Source organism: Nonomuraea sp. NPDC001684, assembly GCF_053596515.1.
Map to the genome: position 1 here is coordinate 1 of NZ_JBSFGJ010000047.1, position 20380 is coordinate 20380.

The following is a 20380-nucleotide window of genomic DNA, read 5'->3' on the forward strand; positions in this document are numbered from 1 at the left end:
CGTGTCTGCCAGCACTTCATCGACCATCTCGAACGGGATGATCCGGGTCAGTTCGCCCAGGTGTCCTGGCGCGAACACCCCAGCGGCTACCCCGGCCCTTCGTTGTATGGCAATCTGTTCCAACAGCGGAGCTCCTGTGGTGAGGATGTCTTGGAGTGACAGACCTCTTCTACAGCGGCTCCGCTGTTTTGTTCACCGGTCTTGACGAACCGCCCTCACCCTTAACTGAACGGCGTTGGGTCTAGGCCTCCTCGCATGCGATCTCGGGCGGGCAGCTGACCTTCGCGCCGCCGAACCTGACCCGGGTACCGCCAGGCACGCTCAGCCGGTAGTCGACGCCGCAGTCGCCGCCCCCGCATTCGTAGTCGATGGTCATGCGGTGCTCGCTCCACGACTCGATGTGGCGCTTGGGGCCGGTCCAGCGCAGCCTGCGGTCGACCACGACCTCGCCCGCCGGCCCGGTGACCACGGTGATCGTCACCGGGCCGCTGGAGTCGACCTCCAGCTCGTCTCCGGTCAGTCGGTACGTGCCGCGGGTGGTCTCCGAAGCGGGCACAACCGGCTCGCGGCTGTTGCCGTGGATCAGTGTCGCGCCCCCGGCGATAGCGCCGGCAGCCAGCAGGGCGGTGGCTCCGAGGATCTTCTTCATGCCTCAAAGGTAGGAACTCGCGGCCCCGGCGAACGATGGTGCTGCTTTCCCACTTGAGGGTGGTGCTGGCACCACCCTCGAACCGGGGCCTTGGGGTGCTACCCCCTGACCTGCGCCTGAGGGCGTTCCGGAAACGGTCGTCTGCGGGACGGTCGGCACCTCTCCCCAAAGCCTGCGCGACCTGGCCTGTCGAAACGCAGCTGCGACGAAGTACATCCGAAGGCTGCTGGCCAGGTCTGGGGTATCCGTGCACCATGAGGGATCTTGTCAGGAGAGGAGGATCGCGCCCATGAACACCGACAACTTCGGTGCACTGTCTGTTCGAGCCGGCGGAGCGGTCGATGCCGAGGCCCTCGTGATCCTGGATTCCGTCGCGAGATCCGATGGTGGCGAGCGGCGCGGCAGCATCGAACGTTGGTGTCGCGACGGGTCCGTTCTTGTAGCCGGCACTCCGGCCGGGCTGGTCGGCTACTGCGTCGTCGAGTACACCTTCTTCGAGCAGGGGTTCGTGACGATGCTCATGGTGGCTGAGCCGGCCCGGGGTCATGGCGTTGGCGAGAGGCTGCTGCGCGCTGCAGCAGCCTCATGCCGTACCGCGAAGCTGTTCACCTCAACGAACCTGTCCAACCATCCCATGCAGCGACTGCTCCAGCGGGTTGGCTGGCAGCCGGTAGGGATGGTGCACGGCCTCGATGAAGGTGATCCTGAGGTCTTCTACCTCTGTACTTCTCCGAGCACCGAAAGTGCAGAGTGATTCCGGACAGTGCACGGACGTGCTGGGCGTTGGCGGGCGCACACCTTTGAGCGGGGCGTCCTGACGGCCTCGGATGACAGGCGGGACGTGGCGGTGCACCAAGCGGAGGCGATCGGCCGCCGGCGCCGGTCCCGGGCCCCCTCTACCGTCACATCCTCGACGTGGTGGTGGTGAAGACGCGGGCAAGCTGGTGGTCGATCATGGCTACGGCGTCCTCGGCGGACCGCTGCCTCAGCAGAACGCTCGACTGCATCCCCTCGGCGCCTGCCACCAGGAATGCGGCCTCGGCCGCGGCGTCGATGTGCAAGGGCACCTGGCCGGACTCCTGCCCTTGCACGAGCAGGCCGGTGACCAGGTTCTCCAGCGCACGCGGTGCGTCTTGGGCGACCTTGGCCAGGGCGGGGTCGGTCAGGAAGCGGACGAAGTAGGCGGCGTACACCAGGTGCCGGCTGCGTCGTTCCTCATCCAGCGGGAGCAGCTCGAACAGCACTCCGCGCACGACCGCGTGCATGCCGGGCGCTTCGCCGAGCTTTGCGAGGCGTTCGCGGGCCCGCTGCTCGGCGTCGTCGTTGAGGATCTCCAGCGCGCCGAGCAGCAGCTCATCGCGGGTGCCGAAGTAGTACTGCAGCAGCCGGGCGGAAACCCCGGCCTCCGCGGCGACCTGCCTCAGGGTGACGTCTTCCAGGCCACCGCGGGTGGCCAGGCGCCAGACGGCTTCTGCGATCTGGCGGCGGCGCTGGTCGTGGTCCACCTGTCGGGGCATGCCGTCCTTCCTCGCGAATCGTTTGTGGTGCGATCGTACCAAGACCGATGTTATGGTTCGATCGCACCACAACCTGTGGAGGGCGTGTTCACGCCTGCCGTCACTGCCTTTCGGGGCGATGGGAGACAAAGCGCACATGAAGCACGTCACCGTGCTGATCATTGGCATGCTGCTGCTGGTCCTGGGAGCACAAGGTGCCATCCGGCTGCTCGCCGACCACGACAACGCCGGGCTGCTCGCATGGCTGCCCGGTGGATTCGCGGTGTGGCTGGCGTGTTACGCGGTGGCCACCGTCACCGGAGCCTTGCTGGCCGGCTGGGGCAGCAAGAAGGCCAAGCAGAGCGGCCACGGGCGATGACCGGCCGCACTCAGGCGCCGGCCGCGATCGTCACCCTGCTGGCAACCGCATGGACGCTCGTGGCGGGCGGCACCGCCGCCCATGCCGACGACATCTCCGACCCGGTCGTCATGACGGCGTCGGGCAAGGTCCAGGGCACGAATCAGAATGGGGTCCGCCGCTTTCGTGGCATCCCGTACGCCGCCTCGCCCACCGGAGAGCGGCGCTGGCAGCCACCCCGGCCGGCGAGTTCCTGGACCGGCATCCGTGACGCGACGAAGGCAGGACCGGCGTGCATGCAGCCGGAGGCGCCTGACATGCCGAAGGGCACCCCGCAGAGCGAAGACTGCCTGACCCTGGAGGTGACCACACCCGTCCGGCCCGGCAAGGGGCGGCCGGTCATGGTCTGGGTGCCCGGCGGCGGTTTCATCACCGGCGCCGGCTCGATCTACGACCCGGCCCGGCGGGTCAAGACCGGCGACATCGTGGTCGTGACGGTCAACTACCGGCTCGGCGTGTTCGGCTTCTTCGCCCAGCTCGGCGAGGCCGGCAACTTCGGCCTGCAGGACCAGGTGGCGGCGCTGCGCTGGGTGCGCGCCAACATCGCCGCGTTCGGCGGCGATCCCGGCAAGGTCACCCTCGCCGGAGCCTCGGCCGGCGCGATGAGCACCTGCACCCTCAGCCCGCACTCTCCTCCTGGCATCCGATCGAGACGATCCAAGGCGCCGGCCAGGCCCTGGCCGAGCAACTGAACTGCGCCGACGTGGCCTGCCTGCGCCGTAAGAGCGCCGCGGAGCTGCTGCCGCACACCGCCCGGTTCCCGCTGCTCGCCTACGGCACCAGCCTCGTCCCGCAGGAGCCGGCCAAAGTCTTCGCCGCAGGCAAGCAGGCGGCCGTACCGCTGCTGCAAGGCAACACCCGCGACGAGCACGTCGAGTTCACCCTGGCCGTCTACCCGCACGGCATCACCGCCCGCCAGTACCCGGCCATGCTCACAACCGCCTTCGGAGCGGCCGCACCACGTGTCGAGCTGCTGCAGCTCCTCAACGCAAGCCTCATCCTGCTGGTCGGCGTCCTCCTCCAAAGGTCCCTGCCCCCAGCACTCCCCGCAACGGCGACGACAGGCACCCAGGCTGCCCGCTGAACGACGCAAGACCCTTTCCGCACACCGAGGCCGACCGGAGCCGCTAGCCACCCCCGCGCCGCTGGGGAGAGGACCGCGGCGCCGCGGTCGTCGATGACGGGGCGTCCGACCTCCAAAGTCCGTCTTCAGGGAAGAGCGCCTTCGTCGGCTCCCGCCGGTCGAGGACGTCCTCGACCGCCCCGCGCGTCACGCCGCTGGTTCGCCTTACTCAAGATCCCTTACCTGGCCGAAGCTGCCGAGTCTGCCGGGAGACGGATCCGTCGGGTCATGGTCAGCCCGGCGGCCGAGGCGCAGATCAGGGCGATCGGGATCCACGCGGGGTCGGCGGCCTTCATCGGCATGACGGTCATGAGCACGAGTTGGCCCAGTGCCGCGACGTACACGAGGGGCGGGATCAGCAGTAGCCGGCGAGTCGCCCTGTCGGCGGTGCGCCAACGGGCGCCGAGTGAGGCCAGCACGAGCAGAACGGCTGTGGCCGAAAGGACGACGGCCGCGGGCTGCATCCACGCAGCGGCCTCCCACGGCAGGCTCATCGGATTGCCGCCCGCGCCGCCGTCACTGCGCGGCCAGTTGTCTCCCGCCAGCACCGTGGAGGTCACTCCGGTCGCCAGCGCCGACACCCACACGACGCTTCGCCGGCGCACCACGCCGTCCGGGTACAGGGCCACGGCGATCAGGAGTATCAGCCACGTCTGCGGCACCCACAGCCAGTACGTCAGCCAGTAGTCGAATCCGACACCGTCGCCGATCTCGACCATCGGCAGCCCGAGCTCTTTCCACAGCTCCAAGACCGGCTTGACCGTGCCCAGCACCCCGCTGACCAGGAAGACCGAGCCGACACTTCTGGTCGCCGGGTGACCGGCCAGCCAGCCGCCCGCCACCAGCGCGCTCACGACCAGGAGTGTCACGCCGATACCGGGCGGGTCGTCCCTGGCTGCGTCGATCACGTAGTGCGTCACCGTCGCGGCGAGGGCGAGCCCCACGCCCGGCCAGATCGCGGCACGCATGCCATGCTCCTTATGCCGTACGGGCTACCGGCCGCCCACGTGCCGCATGCCGCCCGTGGAACGGACGCCGCCGCCCACGCTCGCGGCCCAACCGCGCGTGTCGCTGTGTCTCGTCATGATGGCGAGCCTGCCAGCGCCCCTTGGCCGACCACAAGCCCGGCGGCCTCAGAGCTCGTTCTGCATCCAGTACTCGATGGTGCGCTTGCGTCCCTTGAGATCGAAGATGACCGTGTAGTTCGCGCCCTTCTTGGCTTTGATCTTCAGGTAGTGCTTCCGGCCGTTGCCGCAGGAGCCCGCGCCCTTCACCCGCCAGCCGCCGGCCCACAGACAGCTACGAGGGCGGCGTCCCGGCCGCAGGCTGGATGACGTCGACCAGGTCGGCGGGCAGCACCGGGAACTGCGGCGGCGCGGTCACCCGCGCCCATGCCTGGGGGCGGGGGAGTCATGAGGGCTCTCATCTCGTCAGGGCCGGGAGGCGGCGGTTACGCGACGGGGGCGGTGGACCGGCCCGCCCGGCGAGCGCCGGCCCCCCTACCTCCAGTCCCGTCAGCCTTCCGCGCCGATGGCGCGGTCGCGGCCCATCGGGTCCCCGTTCAGACGCCGGGCGCCAGCCTGAGGACGGCGGCCGGCAGCCCGCGCAACGCCTCGGGGACGACGACCCCGCCGGAACGGTCCACCGCGGCCGGGCCGTCACCCCAGGTGGCTCCGGCCCGCGCCCGTTCGACCAGGTCGCCGGCGAGCGTCAGCCGTCCCGCGGCCGGGTCCAGGGCGATCACGTGGAGGGCGCCGTCGGGGGCGGCGGTGTAGCGGACCGGGTCGCCGACGGGCTCGGCGTGCCGGACCCACGGCCGGGTGCCGTAGATCGCCTCGCCGTGGGCCGCCAGCCAGGCGCCCAGGTGGCGCAGCCGTTCGACCTGGGACTCCGGCAGCGAGCCGTCGGCCCGCGGCCCGATGTTGAGCAGCAGGTTGCCGTTCTTGGCGACGGTGTCGACCAGCAGGTGGACGAGCTCGTCCGGCCGGACGAGATGGCGCTCGTCCTCGGCCCGGTTGAAGCCGAACGACTGGCCGAGCCCGCGCGTGGCCTCCCACACCCACGGGGAGGTCTGCTGCTCGGAGACGTACTCGCGGGTGCGCGAGCCCAGGTGCGGCACGCCCCAGCGATCGTTCACGATGCCCTCGGGCACCCGCTCGTAGTAGTGCTCGAACAGCGCCTGCAGGCTGTGCGGCCCGGCCGCCTTGCCCGAGTCGGGCCAGTCGATGTCGTTCCACAGCACGTCGGGGGAGTGCCGGTCGATCAGCTCCATGGCCTGCTCGAAGCAGTAGCGCGCGAACGCCTCGTCGTTGCGGCGCAGCGTGAACAGGTCCGTCATCGACTGGATCGGCGGGAAGTCGGACACGTGCCAGTCCAGCGCGCCGGAGTAGTACAGGCCGAACCGCAGGCCCGCCGCCCGGGCGGCGCGGTCCAGCTCGGCGATCAGGTCGCGGCGGGGGCCGCGGCGCGCGCTGCTGAAGGCCGTGGTGGCGGTGTCCCACAGGCAGAATCCGTCGTGGTGCTTGGCCGTGGGCACGACGTAGCGCGCGCCGGATCCCGCGATCAGCCGCATCCAGGCCGCCGGGTCGAACGCCTCCGCCCGCCAGGAGTCGGCCAGGTCCTCGTACGGGGTGCCGACCCCGTACTCCCGCTCGTGGAAGGCGCGGGCGGGCGAGCCGGGGATGCGGACGGTGTTGGCGTGCCATTCGGCGTACTGGTGGTGGCTGAACTCCAGCTCCACGGGCACGTGCTCGCCGGGCAGCCGGGCGGTCGCCCACGCGGGCACCGAGTACAGGCCCCAGTGGACGAAGACGCCGAACTTGGCGTCCCTGTACCAGTCGGGCACGTCCCTCGCCGGGTAGTCGGCGCCCAGGTCGGGGCCTACACGGCGGTCGAAAAACAGCACTATGGTCCTTTCAGCGGCCGGCGAGACCGGCGGTGGCGATGCCCTTGACCAGATGCTTCTGAAGGGCGAGGAGGAGCAACAGCGTCGGCAGGATGGACACGATGGAGGCGGCCATCACCAGATGCCACTGGTTGCCGTTCTGGCCGAAGAACAACTGCAGGCCGAGCGGCACGGTGCCGCGCTCGGTCACGTCGTTGACCATGATGAGCGGCCACAGGAAGCTGTTCCAGTAGTTGATGAAGGTGAACACGGCCAGCACCCCGAGCGCGGGCCTGGCCAGCGGCAGCATGATGGACAGGAAGATCCGCACCTCGCTCGCGCTGTCGATGCGCGCCGCCTCCTGCATCTCGCGCGGCACCGAGCGGAAGAACTGCCGCAGCAGGAACGTCCCGAACGCGGTGAAGGCCCACGGGAAGATCAGCGACTGGTAGCTGTCCACCCAGCCGAACTTCTGCATGAGGATGAACATGGGCACGACCAGCACCTCCTGCGGCACCATCAGCGTGGCCAGGAACAGCAGGAAGACGCCGTCCCGGCCGCGCCAGCGCAGCGAGGCGAAGGCGTAGGCGGACAGGGCGGAGGCGGCCAGCACGACCAGCGTCCCCACGCCCGCCACCAGCACGCCGTTGAGGATGTAGCGCTGGAACGGCACGTACGTGAACACGTCGCCGAAGTTCTGCCACCGGATCCGCGAGCCGACCAGCGACCCGGGATCGCTGAACGTCTCGCCCGCCGGCTTCAGCGCGGTGGCCACCGCGAAGACCAGCGGATAGAGGAAGGCCAGCGTCACCGCCGCCAGCAGCACGTGGGAGACGACGGATCTAACTCTCATAGTGCACCCACCGCCTCTGCCCGAGGAACTGCGCGGCGGTCACGAGCAGGATGATCGCGAACAGCACCCACGCGCCCGCCGCCGCCAGCCCGAGCTCGCGCGACTGGAACCCGGCCTGGTAGACGGTCATGACGAGCGTCTCCGTGGCGTTGCCCGGCCCGCCGGCCGTGAGGATGTACGGCTGCGTGAACACCTGCAACGAGTTGATCACCGTCATCGTCGTGGCGAAGAACAGCGCCGGCGAGATCAGCGGGAGCTGCACGCTGACCAGCTTGCGCAGCCCCGTGGCCCCGTCGAGCGAGGCCGCCTCCAGGACCGACGGCGACATCTCGTTGATCGCCGCGGAGAAGACGATCAGGTTGTACCCGAACCCCTGCCAGACGCTCATGGCCACCACCGACACCAGCGCGGTGCGCCCGTCGGCCAGCAGGTTCGGCTCGGTGCCGACCATCTGGAACAGCAGCTTCCAGATGACCGCGTTGGCCACCATCGGTGTGATCGCCGGGATGAAGAACAGCACCCGCCACAGGTTCTGCCACCGCGACCTGCTGATCCAGAACGCCAGCGCCAGCGCCAGGACGATGTTGAGCGGCACGTACAGGCCGGTGAAGACGAACGTGTTGCGCAGCGCGGACAGGAAGGCCGGGTCCTCGCCGAACAGGTAGCGGAAGTTCTCCAGGCCGATGAAGCTGCTCCCGCCCAGCATCGGCCAGTCGAAGAAGCTCATCACCACGGCCATGCCGACCGGGAACAGGGTGAACAACCCGAGGCCGAGCACGCTGGGCGTGGCGAACCCCAGCGCGCTCCACTGCTCTCGTGACCTCACTGCCCGCGCGCCCCCTGCTGCTGGATGGTGGCGAGCGCCTCCTTGGCGCCGCTCGCGCCGGTGTAGACCTGGAGCAGGTGCTGGGCCATGAGCTTGGTGACGTCGTCCCAGTTCTTGGTGGTGAACAGCGGCACGCCGCCGGCCACCGCCTCCTTGAGCGCCGACACCGCCGCCCGCACGTCGTCGGCCTTGTCCTGGTTCTTGCCGACCAGGAAGTTCTCGTACGCCGACTGCTCGGAGGTCATCGCGGGGAAGCCGCGCCCCTCGCCCGCCAGGTACGCCTGCGCCTGCTTGCCGCTGAGCACGGAGACCGCCTTGACCGCCTGCTCCTTGTACGGGCAGCCCTTGGCCACCCCGAACCCGGAGTTGGCCACGTACGTCTTCGCGCCCCCGGACCCGGCGGGAAGCTGCGCGATGCCCACCCGGAACTTGGCGCTCTTGATCGTGGATCCGATGTTCCAGGAGCCGTCGACCGCCATCATGGCGTTGCCGTTGACGAACTGCGTCTCGCCCCAGCCCAGCTCCGCCGACCCGGCCGGCACGCTGGCCGCCTTGTTCCCGGCCAGGCCCGCGTACCAGGTGGTGGCCGCGACCATGGGCTCGCTGTCGAGCTGCAGCTTCACGTCGTCGGTGACCGGCTTGGCGCCGTTGTAGGACAGCAGCATCGACAGCAGGTGCAGGTCGGAGAAGGACATGCCGAACCCGTACTTGCCGCCGGTGGTCAGCTTCCTGGCGGCCTGCTCGAAGTCGGCGGTGGTCCAGCCGGGCTTGGGCTCGGCCAGGCCGGCCTTGGCGAAGGCGTCCTTGTTGTAGTAGAGGAGCATCGGGCCCAGGTCGTAGGGGAGGGCCAGTTGCCGGCCGTTCATCTTCAGCGCGTCCAGCGCCGCGGGGGCGAAGCCTTCGGGAGCGGTGAGGGGTTCGAGGAGATCGGCGTAGGCGCCCAGGCGCAGGCTCTGCATGGAGACCAGGCACGGCTGCTCGCCCGCGGCGAACTCGGTCTGCAGCTTGGTGAAGTAGGCGTTGAAGGGCGCGGTCCGCAGGTTGATCCTGATCTTCGGGTCCTGCTGGGTGACCATCTTGGCCAGGTGGTCGAGCTGGGCCTTCTCCTCCTCGCTGCCCGCCCACATCTCCCAGTCGAGGGTGACCGTACCGTCGTCCTGTTTGGCGCCGCCCGCCGTGCCCGCCCCGCCGCCGCCGCACGCGGTGACGCCGGCGAGGAGTACGAGCCCCGCGGCCAGGAGTGCCTTCATGGGGGGACCTCCGTCAAGGTATATTTTTCGGGGTCGAATTTATTATTGATGCGGAACCCTAGGCTTGTTCCGGAACACACGTCAAGAGGGAGGACCGCGGATGCGCGAGGACCTGGCCAGGACGGAGATCCTGACGACGCTCGGGTCCGGGCCGCTCAACCGCACCCAGCTCGCCCTCAGGCTGGGGCTCGGCGCGGCGACCGTGACCGAGCACAGCCGGCGCCTCATCGAGCTCGGCTACGTACGCGAGCTGGCGCCGCAGGCGGCCGGGCGTGGTCGCCCGAAAGTGCCCCTTGAGCTGGTGCCGGACGCCGCCTACACGCTCGGCCTGCGGGTGCACCACACGCACGTGGTCGGCGTGCTCATGCGGCTCAACGGCAGCGAGGCGCGCCGCTTCACGGTGCCCTTCGACCCCCGTGCCGACCCCGTCGGGCAGCTCGCCGCCGTGTGCGCCCGCGAGCTGGCCGACCCCGCCGCCGGCGGCCGGGTGCGCGGCATCGGCCTGGCCGTCCCCGGCGTGATCGACCAGGCCAGGGGGATCGTGCGCATCTCGCCGCACCTGGGCTGGTCGGACCTGCCGCTGCGGCCCCTGCTGGCCGAACGCCTGCCGGTTCCCGTCCTCATCGACAACGACACCCGCGCCAGCACCAGCGCCGAGCTGCTCTTCGGCGCCGGGTGCGACCACGACGACTTCCTGGTGCTGGCCGTCGGCGGCGGCATCGGCATGGGCATCGTGCTCGGGCGGCGCATCCATCGCGGGCCCGACGGCGTCGCGGGCGAGTTCGGGCACGTGCCGATCGACCCGCAGGGGCCGCCCTGCGTGTGCGGGCGGCGCGGCTGCCTGGAGTCCTACGCGGCCGACTACGCCCTGGCCGCCCGCGCGTACGAGCGCGGGCTGACGCCGGCGCCGGTGCCGGTGGCCGAGCTGCCCCGGCTGGCCGCCGAGGACGTGCCGGGCGTGCGCGACCTGATGGCCGAGGCGGGGGCGGCGCTCGGGAGGGCGGCCGCGGGCGTGGTGAACGTCCTGGCCGTACGGGCGCTGGCGGTGATCGGCGAGAGCCACGTGCTGTGGCCGTATCTGGAGCCCGGGTTCCGGCCGGCGGTGGAGAGCGGCGTGCTGTCGGGAGTGGAGATCATGGTCCGCCCCTGGGACGACAGCGGTCACGCCCGCGGCGCCGCCACCCTGGCCCTGTCGGCCACGGTCGCCGCCCGCTGACCGGCGGCTCCTCGCGCAGTCCGCCAGGGGGCGCAGCACCAGGGACGCGTGCCGTCAGCTCGCCGGGGTGTCATGGGAGAACCGTTCCGGGCGGAAGTCGGCGAGCCGCTCGTCCCTCCTTCCGGTGACGATCTCCGACGCGAGCAGCCGGCCGATCACCGGCCCGAGCGTGATGCCGCTGTGGGAGACGGCCTCGTAGTAGCCCGGAATGGACGGCACCGCTCCCACCGAGGGGTGTCCGTCGCCCGGGATGGGCCGGTCGACCACCCGTGTCCCGGCGATGCGGGAGTCCTCGAACCCGCGAACGACGTGCCGCGCCGACTCGTGCAGCAGCCGTTCGAGCGCCGCCGGATCCTCGCCGGTGTCGATGAGCGCGTCGACCTCGCGGCTGTGGAGGACCACCGAAGCGTCTCCGTCAGGACGGATCGCGACGCGCGGCGCGTGCATGGTCCGGCGGATCGGCACCTGGGCACACTCGATCCGGGTGACGAGGCCGGGCTCCCGGCGCATCGGCAGGTGCCGCGCGACGAGCCCGGCGACGTGGGCGGCGCCGGGTCCCGCGGCGTTCACGACGACGTCGACGTCGAGACGGCTGCCGTCGGACAGGACGACGGCCTGTACGCGCCCGTCGGAGCCGGTGCCGACGTCATGGACCGTGGTGCCGAACCGGTGCTCGGCGCCGGCCGCGACGGCCTGGCCGACCAGGCGGCCGACGAGATGGCGTCCGTGCACCCAGGCTTCGTCGGGAAAGAACACGACCGGAACCTCGTCGGACAGCGTGAGCGCGGGTTCGAGGCGGCGTGCCTCGGCTCCCGTGCGTACCTCGGCCCGGTAGCCCCAGCCGGCCAGCAGCCCGGCCGTTTCCAGGAGGCTCGCCTCCGTCGCGGGGTCGTCCGCCCAGCGCAGGTGGCCGCCGGGGTGCCACCATGGGTCCGGCCCGATGATCCCGGCAAGCTCGCGGTACGCCGCCATGCTCGCGACGTTCAGGTCGAAGTAGGACCTGCTCGCGGTCTTGGCGCTGGCGTTGACCCACGAGAACGACCAGTCGGTGACCCCTTCACCCGGCCGGCCCGCGTCGACGAAGACCACCTTGACGCCGTGCCGTGCCACATTCCAGCCCACGCAGGCTCCGAGAACGCCCACCCCGATGACAGCAACACATCCAGGCCGCTCCACGACCTGATTCTCGCACGAACAGCGGATCACGTGGCAGCACGTCAAGGCCATGATGGCGGTCGGCCTTGTCGACCAGGCGGCCCTGGGCAGGCATCAGGCTCTGACGGCGCGCCCGGGCAGGGCGGTCGGCAGCAGCTGCTCGTCGCGGACCACGAACTGGCCGCCGACGAGGACGTGCACGAAACCGGAGGAATGCCGGACCGTCTCGGTGTAGTCGGCCTGGTCGCTGACGGTCTCGGGGTCGAAAACGGTCAGGTCGGCGTCGCAGCCCGGCTGAACGCGACCTTTGCGCCGCATCGCCGGGACGCCTGAGCCCACGACGTCGGCGGGGACGAGTGTGCACCGGCGCACAGCCTCAGGCAGCGACAGGACGCCGTCCTCACGGACGAGCCTGCGTAGCGTCCGGCCGTAGGTGCCGGCGGTACGGGGGTGGGTGACGGCGTCGGGACGGAGCGGCCAGGAGAGCGGGTCAGGCGCTCCGGAGCGCCACAGGAGGGGTACGGCGTCGGTGGCGACGGCGGCGTCGGTGAAGGTGAGGGCCCGCCGGATGTGGTCGAACTGGGCGGGGTCGTCCTCGTCGAGCAGGTGGACGAAGGCGGCCGAGCCGGGTGCGCTCTCGCGGACCCGGCGCAGGGCGTCGGCGTCGGGGATACGGCCCTCGGCGCCGAGCAGGCCGATGGAGTGCGGGGTCAGTCCGCGCCGGTGGAGGAGTTCCGGGGCGAGGAAGGCCGCGCCGATGCCGGTCATGCCCGCGCCGTAGGGGTAGGCCTCGGTGGTGACGCGCGAGCCTTCGGCGCGGACCTTCTCCACCAGTCCGAGCACGCGGTCGACATGGCGGATGGAGGTGCTGTTGACGTGGCAGTAGTGCATGTGCGCGCCGGTCTCGGCGGCGGCGCGGACGATCTCTTCAGCGCCGTCGACGGGAGTGGTGGGGTCCATCTCGACAAGCTCGCGGGCGTGGGTGTACGTGGGCAGCCCGGCGCGGGCGGCGAGGGCGGCCATGGCGAGGTACTCGGAGGGGTCGATGCGAGGCGCGTAGCCGACGAGGATTCCGATGCCGAGCGCGCCGTCGCCGAGGTCGCGCTCCAACATGCCGGCGATGCGGTCGACGGTCTGCCGCGGGGCGGCACGCTGCCATTCCTCGCGACCGATGTTGGCGAGGAAGTCGGTCGTCAGGTCGCCGTCGGTGTCGAGGCCGAGGAGGACGGCCATGCGGGCCACGGCCCAGGAGGTGGCGAAGCCGTAGTTGAGCGGCCTGCCCTCGGTCTCGGCTCTGCGGTAGGCGGCGGCGACCGGGTAGGCGCCGGCTTCGAGTTCCAGGACGGTGGTGACGCCGTCGAGTGCCTGCAGGCGGTGGCCGGCGACGTCCGTGCTGTGGCTGTGCAGGTCGATGAAGCCTGGGCTGACGACCAGGCCGGTCGCGTCGACACGGGTGACGCCGTCGAGCGGCTGGTCGGAGACGGCCTGGATGACCCCGCCGTTGACGCCGACGTCGCGCACGGCATCCAGACCGGTCTCGGGGTCGATGACCCTTCCGCGGGCCAGGACCAGATCGTATGTCGTCACGCGAGCTCCTTCGTTGCGAGGCTGAACTGCTCAGGGCGCTGGGGCACGATCAACGCGATCAGCGCGCCGAGGACAGTGGTGGCGATGAGCAGGCCGAAAGCGGCGGTGTAGGAGAACCTGTCGACCAGGAAGCCCATGAGGACGGGGGCGAGGACGCCGGCGATCTGACCGCCGACGTTGACGATGCCCATGCCGGATCCGATGACGGCGGGCGGCAGGGCGCGCACGGGCATGCCGAGGATGCCCATCGAGGAAAGGCCCGCCACCCCCATGGCGAGGGTCTGGTAGATGGTGAACCCGACAGCGGAGTCGGCCATCAGCATGAGCACCAGGAGCACGGCGGTGACCAGCAGCAGGGGGATGACGTAGAGCCGGGCTCTGTCATGGAAGAAGCGGTCGAACAGCCAGCCGCCGAGGAAGACGGTCGCGCACATGACCAGGCCGGGGATGGCGGACATGACGCCGGTGTTGATGAGGGAGATTCCGCGCTCCTCCAGCAGGTAACTCGGCACCCATGTGATCAAGCCGTAGCCGAGCATGTTGGTGGCGCAGAAGAGGGCGGCGAACTTCCAGACCGACGCCGAGCGCATCACGGCGCCGAGGCCGAACCCCTTGTCCTGAACGATGTCGGAGCCGTTGAGGTGGGCGGGCAGCGCCTTGGGCAGCAGCTTCCAGAGCAGAACCCCGATGGCGACGCCGGCGGCGGCGGTGACCCAGAAGGTGTGGCGCCAGCCGAGGACGAGGATGAGCGGCGCGACGATGAGCGGGGCGACGCCGGCGCCGAGCTGGTTGGAGGCGAGCATGGCACCGGCGGCGGTGGCGCGGACGGCGGGGGTGGTGCGTTCGGCGATGGCCTTGAAGGACGCGCCGGGGAACAGGCCCTGGCCGACGCCGAAGAGGGCACGTATGACCAGGAGAGATGCCAGGCCCCAGGCGATGCCGGTGAGGGCGGTGAAGACCGACCAGAGCAGCAGGGAGACCATGAGCTGGCGTCGGGCGCCGAACCGGTCGGCGAGGATGCCGCCCGGTATCTGGCACAGCAGATAGACCAGGGAAAAGGCGGTGATCAGCCAGCCTTGCTCGGTCTTGGTGAGTGCGAAGTCCTCGCCGATGAACGGCAATGCGACGGCCATCATCACCCGATCGACGTAGTCGATCACCCAGACACCCATGAGCAGCCCTACGGTGACGGTCGCCGTCCTGCGTATCTGCGCAGGGGCCAGGGGGCGAGTGTCTTCGGCGAGTCCCATTCACAGACCTCCGGAGCTTTCACGTCAGTGTTCCAGCAACCCTCCATCACGTGACCCGGGAGTGCTTCGTGCAGGGACATGAAGTCGGAGCCGCCAGCGGTGCAATTGCACCAAGCTCGGTCCGCCGACGTTGGCCATCTGTTACGGGATTCGTTCCACAACAGGTGTTCCGGAAAGGGGCTGCCGGGACGCGTTGCGGAACGTAACATCCCGAGGATGGGAATCGGAAGCGATCAGCACTGCAGCCGGCTCGCCGTAGCGTCGGCGCACTGCGCAGGCCGGCCCTCGCGACATCGGGAGGGGCGATGAGCGATCCCATCTGCTCCATGTGTCAACGGCCGTACGACCCCGAGTTCATGACAGGGCTGCCCTGCCGCGTCTTCAGCCATGAAGACGTCGTGACTCCGGGCTGCCCGGCACAGCAGCGCATGATGGCGGAGCTGAGTGAACAGGCCCGCAGTACCCCGCCGGCGGGGGGATGCCTCATGCTCATCCTGGCGCTACCCCTGCTGTTGATGGTGAGGTGGGTGAGGTCGGCGAGACGCCGATCATAGTCGAACCCCAGATGCCCCCTGGAGGACCGGAGACGTACGGTCAGCCCTGTGAGCCGGCGCCTACGCGCCACTGTACGCGCGCCGGACCAGGCAGAGAAGTTCGTTCTCGGTGCCGGGGAGGTCATGAGGGGAGGGACGGGTCCCGCGCCCGGTCCTGTCGCTGTTCGGTGTCCCTCGACAGGGGGCGTCAGTACCAGGGGCTGCACAGGTCGGGGTCGTCGGGGGTGTACTTGTTCTGGGCGCACACGCGGGCAAGTTGGGTGCCGTCGACCATGCTGGTGAAGCGGTTGTCGTCGCCCCCGTGAACCTTCACCGTCACCGACACCTGTCCGCTCGGCGGGACGGGCACGTACGAGGTGAGCTGGCCGGGCAGCGCTCTCTACGGACAGGCCACCGCCACGCTTGGCATCACGGTGGCCAAGGCGCAGGCGGAGCTCACGCTCTCCGGCGCCGAGACTGTCCAGCTGCCGTCGATCCAGGTGTACGGCGAGCTGACGTTCGGCTTCACCGACACCCCACAGGCGGGCGGTGAATACACCTACACGGTCAAGTGGAGCGGCGGCCCGGCGCACTTGCCCGCGGAGGACGGCCTCGTAGCGTGGCCGGCCAGTGCTGACAGGACGGTCATCGTCGCCGGCACTTTGCAGGTCGTCGTGACGGATCGGAGCGCCGTGGGGCGGAGCCGCACGTCAGGCCGTCGAATCACCCGGGGACAAGGCTCGCGTAGCGAGGGTCTCGGGCGCCGGCATAGACCACGACCATCGTGAAGTGGGCCGGCTCCGGGCCTTGGCTGCTGTAGGCGTGCGGGCGGTCGCCTCGCATACGGAGCGCGTCTCCCGCGGCGAGTTGGAAGAGCGCTCCGCCGACGGTGACCGCGACGCTGCCCGAGTGGAGCTGCAACAGTTCCCGGGTGCCGGGCGGATGCGCGGGCGTGGAGATCTTGTCACCGGCAGGCAGCCGGAACTCCCAGAGCTCGGTGAAAGGCGGCTGGCTGTCGTTGATCAGGAGCCTGGCGCGGCCTTCGGAGCGAACCACGGCGTCGGCGGCACGGGAAACGCGGCCAAGCTCCTCCGGGGGCTCCACCAACTCGCCGATCGAAACACCCAGCGTGGCGCTGATCCGGGCGAGCGTCGCGATGCTGGGGTTGGTGCGCATGGTCTCGATCTGCTGGAGCATGCCGCGGCTGACGCCGGACCGGGTGGCCAGCTCTTCCAACCGCCAGCCTCGGGCTTGACGTGCAGCGCGCAGGTTCGCGGCGAGGGTGTGGCCTACGGCCTCGGCGGGATCGTTCATGGCGCAATGCTGCCCCAGGGTGCAAAATAGTGCGACTATGACACAAGATACTGGTCGTACCGAGCGTCGAGCGGTGCGGCGGCTGCTCGGCGCCAGCTTCGTGGACTTCCTTGGCTCGGGGCTCTTCCTGGCCTTCTCGGCCGTCTACTTCACCGGCGTGGTGGGGCTCGCCGCAGGCCAAGTCGGGCTCGGCATGAGCATCGCGGGCGCCGCGGCCATAGCCGCCGCGATACCGCTGGGCCGGGCGGCCGACCGTTACGGCGTCCGGCGGGCACTGGTGCTGGTGCATGCCTTACGCGCTGCCGGAACCGCCGCCTACGCCTTCGTCGGTGACTGGTGGGGGTACCTCGTAGTCGTCACGATCATCACGGTCGCCGACCAGATCGCGACTGCGCTGACCCAGGCGTACGTGGCAGAGATCGTCGAAGGGAACAGCCGGGTAAAGGTGCTGGCCTCGTATCGGACGGTGATCAATCTGGCGATCAGCGTCGGCGGTCCACTCGGCGGGCTGCTGGCCGGCACCGGACTCTTCCGGACCATCATCCTGGCCAACGCGGCGGCCTATCTTCTGGTCACCGCGGCCTTCGCCACCCTGCCCCAACCGGTTCGGGCCGAAGAGCCCGCCCCGGTCCGGCGGGGCTTGGGCGTGCTGCGCGACCTGCGGCTGCTCTCGCTGGCTGGTGTGGATGGCGTACTGCAGCTTTGGCAGCCGATCCTCAACCTCGCCTTTCCGCTGTGGCTCGCCCAGGCGACCACATTGCCGGACGGCTTACTCGGGGCGCTGTACGCCATCAACACCGTCCTCGCGCTCGTCTTCCAAGCTCTCATTGCACGCCACATCACAAGCCTCAGAGCTGCCCGGCGATGTCAGCCCGTCGCTGCGGCATTCGCTGCCGCCGCCTGTCTGTTGTTCTGGTACGCGGCCCAGTCGATACCTCTTGCACTCTTCTGTGCTGCGCTGGTGATGCTGACCGCGGCGGAACTGATCGCTGTCCCCGCGGCCTGGACGTTGTCGTACGCCTTCGCTCCGGATGACCAGAGAGGCGAGTACCTGGCGGCGTTCGGCATGGGTCGCTCGGTCAGTCGCTACGTTGTCGGTCCCATCTTGATCACCGGCATGCTCCAACTGGCCGGTGGTTGGACCTGGGGCGTCCTGGCACTGCTCTTCGTCGCCGCAGGCGTCATCGCCCCCCTGACCATCAGGAACGCAGACGCAACGCGGTCGGCCCTTGGCCTGCCCTGTGGAAATGACGGCGGCCGCGATCTCCGGGGGTGAGGTCGAAGCACTGGTAGGGGATGGCGCGCGGCTGTGACGCTGGGGCAGTGGTTCACCTCGGGCGCGGTCACCAAGGCGCGATCCGGGGTGTTGGTGGGACTCGTGCCACCAGGCTCAACCGAGCAAGATCTATCGGGCGAGCCCGAAGGAGATGTCGCGCACAACGACCTGCGGAAACACCGACGTCCGCAAGTCTCCGCCGGACCTGTCCCACGATCTTCGAGCCTGGAAGCTCGCCTGCGCGGCCCGTTCCGGCCGTCCTCCGGTGCCACTCCGACCAGCCGGAACGCGAACGCGTGCACCTGATGACACAAGCCTTACCGACACCCCGGATTGTGCCACCCGCCACCCGCCACCCGCCACCCCGCCGACCTGCCGGAACGCCGCGAACCGCGGCAGAACCGCCGGCAGTATCGTGGCGGGATGATCGAGCTTCGAGAGGGCGGCGTGATCGACTGCTCCGCCGCGCGGGTGTGGGCGGTGGTCGCCGACTACGCGCAGGACCCGCGGTGGCGGAAGGGCGTCGAGACGATGGCGCCGTCGCCCGAGGGACTCGTGCGGGTGGGGACGACCACCGCAGAGGTCATGCGGTTCGCCGGCAAGACCTATCGCAACGGCGGCGAGGTCGTGGCCGTGGAGCCGGGGCGGTCGTTCGCGTGGCGGACCACCTCGGGGATCGTCGCCGAGGGCGGCAGGCTCGTCGAACCGCTCGGTGAGGAACGGTGCCGCTTCACCTTCCACGTGCGCGTCACCCCGCGCACCGGCTCCGAGCGGGTGCTGGAGCCGGTGCTCAGGTGGTTGCTGCGGCGCTCGATCCGTGCGGACGTCCGCCGGCTGGCCGTGGGGTTCGGCCGCGCTGCTTGAGGGCGCCGTCCACGGGTTCTACGCCGAAGCCCCGGACGGCGTTCCTGAGCAGCACTGCCCTGGCCGCAGTGGCCTCCCCCGAGGCCACCCGCCGGACCAAGCGCCCCATCGCCCCAGTCTCGTTAGGGATCTGGCCCGTGTGGCGTTCACGAACACCGCGCGCGCCCGGCAAGGGGCGTTCAGGAGTGGACGGCGCGGATCTCCGTCACGGTGAACGCGTCGACGATGTGCCGGTTCTGCACCAGGAACCCCACCACTCCCGCCACCGCCTCCACGCCCAGAGCGGCTGTCACCCGTGCGCTCAGAAGGTAGACCAGGGGCGTCGACGGCTGGGTCAGCGTAAGCCCGCGGTCGTGGCGGTGCACGTCCTGCAACGCCCTGATGGGGATCGGCCGCTCGGTGGTGAACCACGCCGCGACCTCCCATTGCGGATGTGCCGGATCGGCGTCGGCACAGGCGTGGTAGCAGGCGACGCAGCCATGGCCGGCATGCCGCCCATGCGGACAGGTCCATTGGGCGATCTCGGCCGGGCTCTGGTCGTGGGCGCTCAGGACGGCCGCTTCGGTGACGCGGCGGCGCGCCGGCCGTGGCCGGTCCTCCGGCGGAGAGTCAAAGTCGCTGCTGATGATCGGATCCCTTCCCGGCTGCATCCCAACACGTCGGAGCCTAGCGGCGGCGGCTGGATTTCCTGGAGCGGCGGTTCCATGATGGCGCAGGCCGTGCTCGTCGCCATGAACGCCGTCCCGCCCCTGCCGGCGGCGGCGCGGCTCGGCGTGACGCCGGCCTCGCTCGTGCTCGGCGCAGCGCGCGATGGCAGACCGCGCCGCCGGTGATTCAGAGCGGGCCGTGGGATTGGCTGGGCTTGATCAAGGCGAATCCGGTCAGCGGTCGGCTCAGCGGCGGCCCGTGCCGGCAGGGGGCGGTGATGACGGCCCCAACCGATTTGGTAAGGGAAATCAGGCGGGCGAAACACCTGCCTCACGGTGAACGACGTGCCTACATGGCATCCGAAGCGTTCTACACGACGGCCGCCCAAGTCCTGCCGACGTTGCTCATCGCCCTCTCGCTCGAAATCGGGATGATCTCGCGCCCATACGCGGAAGCTGCCAAGGCAGCGCAAGCCTTGGGGGAGCGAGTCCGGCAACAGGGGATCCCTTCCGTTTGGACCCCCGAGCAACTGCGCGCGCTTCAGGCCGGGGCGGATGGTCGCTCATACAGTCGATCAGTCCTGTGGGTCCGGTGGGCTTTTCTGTTGGGACTCGTCTTCCTTGCCGGCGAGACGGCCGCCCTGCTTGCGGTCGGCTACCACTGGTTCAACCCCTGGACCTTCTACACCACGGGCGCATCCGCCGGGTTCATGATGCTCGCCACCGCCATCATTCCCCTGGTACGCCTGTCATCGGACCTGTTCCCGGAGTAGGACTTCCCGCAGTCCCTCCCCGAACGCCCCCGCGGAGCCGCGGGCCTGCCCGTACGACAGCCGGGCCAGGCCGGTGTCGAGGCACACGTCCCGCGCAGACCACCTTCCCGGGCCGGGCTTCACCTGGAACCTGCCCACCCCCACCGCCGGCACCGCCCAGAGCATCACCCTCACCGACGCCGCCAACGGCCCCCTGATGCCTTGAGCCCGGCCCAGAGATGTCATGGGGGTCGGTGGCGGGCCGTCCTGGTTCTACCGGAACATGC

Annotated in this window: 24 protein-coding genes; 10 read left to right on the plus strand and 14 right to left on the minus strand. The window is 70.0% G+C overall.

Going from position 1 to position 20380, the window contains the following annotated elements:
- Nucleotides 1–241: 241 nt before the first annotated feature.
- The gene (locus ACWCSD_RS12430; RefSeq protein WP_449914435.1) at nt 242–649 is read right to left on the minus strand and encodes a hypothetical protein; all 408 of its coding nucleotides are present in this window, start codon (nt 647–649) and stop codon (nt 242–244) included.
- 289 nt (nt 650–938) lie between these two features.
- Between ACWCSD_RS12430 and ACWCSD_RS12435 the strand changes: the two genes are divergently transcribed.
- Nucleotides 939–1403 carry a GNAT family N-acetyltransferase gene (locus ACWCSD_RS12435; RefSeq protein WP_397159394.1) on the plus strand — a complete coding sequence of 155 codons (465 nt, stop codon included), beginning with the start codon at nt 939–941 and terminating at the stop codon, nt 1401–1403.
- Between the two features lie 148 nt (nt 1404–1551).
- Here the strand turns inward: ACWCSD_RS12435 and ACWCSD_RS12440 are convergent, their stop codons facing one another.
- The gene (locus ACWCSD_RS12440) at nt 1552–2166 is read right to left on the minus strand and encodes a TetR/AcrR family transcriptional regulator (RefSeq protein ID WP_449914438.1); all 615 of its coding nucleotides are present in this window, start codon (nt 2164–2166) and stop codon (nt 1552–1554) included.
- 136 nt (nt 2167–2302) lie between these two features.
- Here ACWCSD_RS12440 and ACWCSD_RS12445 point away from each other — a divergent pair, with 136 nt between their 5' ends.
- The 3 genes from ACWCSD_RS12445 to ACWCSD_RS12455 are packed head-to-tail and all read left to right on the plus strand — an operon-like array spanning nt 2303 to nt 3647.
- Entirely contained in the window at nt 2303–2524 is a 222-nt protein-coding gene (locus tag ACWCSD_RS12445) for a hypothetical protein (RefSeq protein WP_449914440.1), read from the plus strand.
- Nucleotides 2521–3255 carry a carboxylesterase family protein gene (locus ACWCSD_RS12450; protein ID WP_449914442.1) on the plus strand — a complete coding sequence of 245 codons (735 nt, stop codon included), beginning with the start codon at nt 2521–2523 and terminating at the stop codon, nt 3253–3255. The genes ACWCSD_RS12445 and ACWCSD_RS12450 overlap by 4 nt, the downstream gene beginning before the upstream one ends.
- Nucleotides 3256–3266: 11 nt before the next feature.
- Complete coding sequence (locus ACWCSD_RS12455) at nt 3267–3647, plus strand: hypothetical protein (RefSeq protein WP_449914445.1); 381 nt, start codon at nt 3267–3269, stop codon at nt 3645–3647.
- A gap of 218 nt (nt 3648–3865) precedes the next feature.
- Here ACWCSD_RS12455 and ACWCSD_RS12460 read toward each other — a convergent pair whose 3' ends face one another.
- From ACWCSD_RS12460 to ACWCSD_RS12485, 6 genes are all read right to left on the minus strand, one after another.
- The gene (locus tag ACWCSD_RS12460; protein WP_449914447.1) at nt 3866–4654 is read right to left on the minus strand and encodes a hypothetical protein; all 789 of its coding nucleotides are present in this window, start codon (nt 4652–4654) and stop codon (nt 3866–3868) included.
- A gap of 165 nt (nt 4655–4819) precedes the next feature.
- A complete protein-coding gene (locus tag ACWCSD_RS12465; RefSeq protein ID WP_397159406.1) occupies nt 4820–4960 on the minus strand; it encodes a hypothetical protein in 141 nt (46 codons plus the stop codon).
- Between the two features lie 287 nt (nt 4961–5247).
- Entirely contained in the window at nt 5248–6591 is a 1344-nt protein-coding gene (locus ACWCSD_RS12470) for an alpha-L-fucosidase (protein ID WP_397159408.1), read from the minus strand.
- Between the two features lie 10 nt (nt 6592–6601).
- A complete protein-coding gene (locus ACWCSD_RS12475) occupies nt 6602–7423 on the minus strand; it encodes a carbohydrate ABC transporter permease (RefSeq protein ID WP_397159410.1) in 822 nt (273 codons plus the stop codon).
- Nucleotides 7413–8249 carry a carbohydrate ABC transporter permease gene (locus ACWCSD_RS12480; RefSeq protein WP_357980176.1) on the minus strand — a complete coding sequence of 279 codons (837 nt, stop codon included), beginning with the start codon at nt 8247–8249 and terminating at the stop codon, nt 7413–7415. The genes ACWCSD_RS12475 and ACWCSD_RS12480 overlap by 11 nt, the downstream gene beginning before the upstream one ends.
- A complete protein-coding gene (locus ACWCSD_RS12485) occupies nt 8246–9499 on the minus strand; it encodes an ABC transporter substrate-binding protein (RefSeq protein ID WP_449914451.1) in 1254 nt (417 codons plus the stop codon). The genes ACWCSD_RS12480 and ACWCSD_RS12485 overlap by 4 nt, the downstream gene beginning before the upstream one ends.
- A gap of 100 nt (nt 9500–9599) precedes the next feature.
- On the opposite strand from ACWCSD_RS12485, the gene ACWCSD_RS12490 reads away from it, so the two are divergent.
- Nucleotides 9600–10715 carry an ROK family protein gene (locus tag ACWCSD_RS12490; protein WP_397159414.1) on the plus strand — a complete coding sequence of 372 codons (1116 nt, stop codon included), beginning with the start codon at nt 9600–9602 and terminating at the stop codon, nt 10713–10715.
- 54 nt (nt 10716–10769) lie between these two features.
- Here ACWCSD_RS12490 and ACWCSD_RS12495 read toward each other — a convergent pair whose 3' ends face one another.
- The 5 genes from ACWCSD_RS12495 to ACWCSD_RS12515 form a co-directional block, all read right to left on the minus strand.
- Complete coding sequence (locus ACWCSD_RS12495) at nt 10770–11942, minus strand: NAD(P)/FAD-dependent oxidoreductase (protein WP_449914455.1); 1173 nt, start codon at nt 11940–11942, stop codon at nt 10770–10772.
- 42 nt (nt 11943–11984) lie between these two features.
- Nucleotides 11985–13457 (minus strand): amidohydrolase family protein, encoded by a 1473-nt coding sequence (locus ACWCSD_RS12500; RefSeq protein WP_449914458.1) that lies wholly within the window; start codon nt 13455–13457, stop codon nt 11985–11987.
- Nucleotides 13454–14629: an MFS transporter gene (locus tag ACWCSD_RS12505; protein ID WP_449914460.1), complete on the minus strand. Its 1176-nt coding sequence runs from the start codon at nt 14627–14629 to the stop codon at nt 13454–13456. The genes ACWCSD_RS12500 and ACWCSD_RS12505 overlap by 4 nt, the downstream gene beginning before the upstream one ends.
- An 819-nt stretch (nt 14630–15448) precedes the next feature.
- Nucleotides 15449–15574: a hypothetical protein gene (locus tag ACWCSD_RS12510; protein WP_449914463.1), complete on the minus strand. Its 126-nt coding sequence runs from the start codon at nt 15572–15574 to the stop codon at nt 15449–15451.
- 389 nt (nt 15575–15963) lie between these two features.
- A complete protein-coding gene (locus ACWCSD_RS12515) occupies nt 15964–16554 on the minus strand; it encodes a helix-turn-helix domain-containing protein (protein WP_449914466.1) in 591 nt (196 codons plus the stop codon).
- A 73-nt stretch (nt 16555–16627) separates the two neighbouring features.
- Between ACWCSD_RS12515 and ACWCSD_RS12520 the strand changes: the two genes are divergently transcribed.
- Nucleotides 16628–17830 (plus strand): MFS transporter, encoded by a 1203-nt coding sequence (locus tag ACWCSD_RS12520; RefSeq protein WP_449914469.1) that lies wholly within the window; start codon nt 16628–16630, stop codon nt 17828–17830.
- A gap of 423 nt (nt 17831–18253) precedes the next feature.
- The gene (locus ACWCSD_RS12525) at nt 18254–18694 is read left to right on the plus strand and encodes an SRPBCC family protein (protein WP_449914472.1); all 441 of its coding nucleotides are present in this window, start codon (nt 18254–18256) and stop codon (nt 18692–18694) included.
- 179 nt (nt 18695–18873) lie between these two features.
- Here ACWCSD_RS12525 and ACWCSD_RS12530 read toward each other — a convergent pair whose 3' ends face one another.
- Nucleotides 18874–19344, minus strand: a complete 471-nt coding sequence (locus tag ACWCSD_RS12530; protein WP_397159428.1) for a hypothetical protein — start codon at nt 19342–19344, stop codon at nt 18874–18876.
- Between the two features lie 54 nt (nt 19345–19398).
- On the opposite strand from ACWCSD_RS12530, the gene ACWCSD_RS12535 reads away from it, so the two are divergent.
- The 3 genes from ACWCSD_RS12535 (at nt 19399) to ACWCSD_RS12545 (ending at nt 20319) form a co-directional block, all read left to right on the plus strand.
- Complete coding sequence (locus tag ACWCSD_RS12535) at nt 19399–19527, plus strand: hypothetical protein (protein ID WP_449914475.1); 129 nt, start codon at nt 19399–19401, stop codon at nt 19525–19527.
- Between the two features lie 167 nt (nt 19528–19694).
- On the plus strand, nt 19695–20114 hold the full coding sequence (locus tag ACWCSD_RS12540) for a hypothetical protein (RefSeq protein WP_449914478.1): 420 nt from the start codon (nt 19695–19697) through the stop codon (nt 20112–20114).
- Between the two features lie 73 nt (nt 20115–20187).
- Nucleotides 20188–20319, plus strand: coding sequence for a hypothetical protein (locus ACWCSD_RS12545; RefSeq protein ID WP_449914481.1), 132 nt, complete (start codon nt 20188–20190; stop codon nt 20317–20319).
- The last annotated feature ends 61 nt before the right edge of the window (nt 20320–20380 follow it).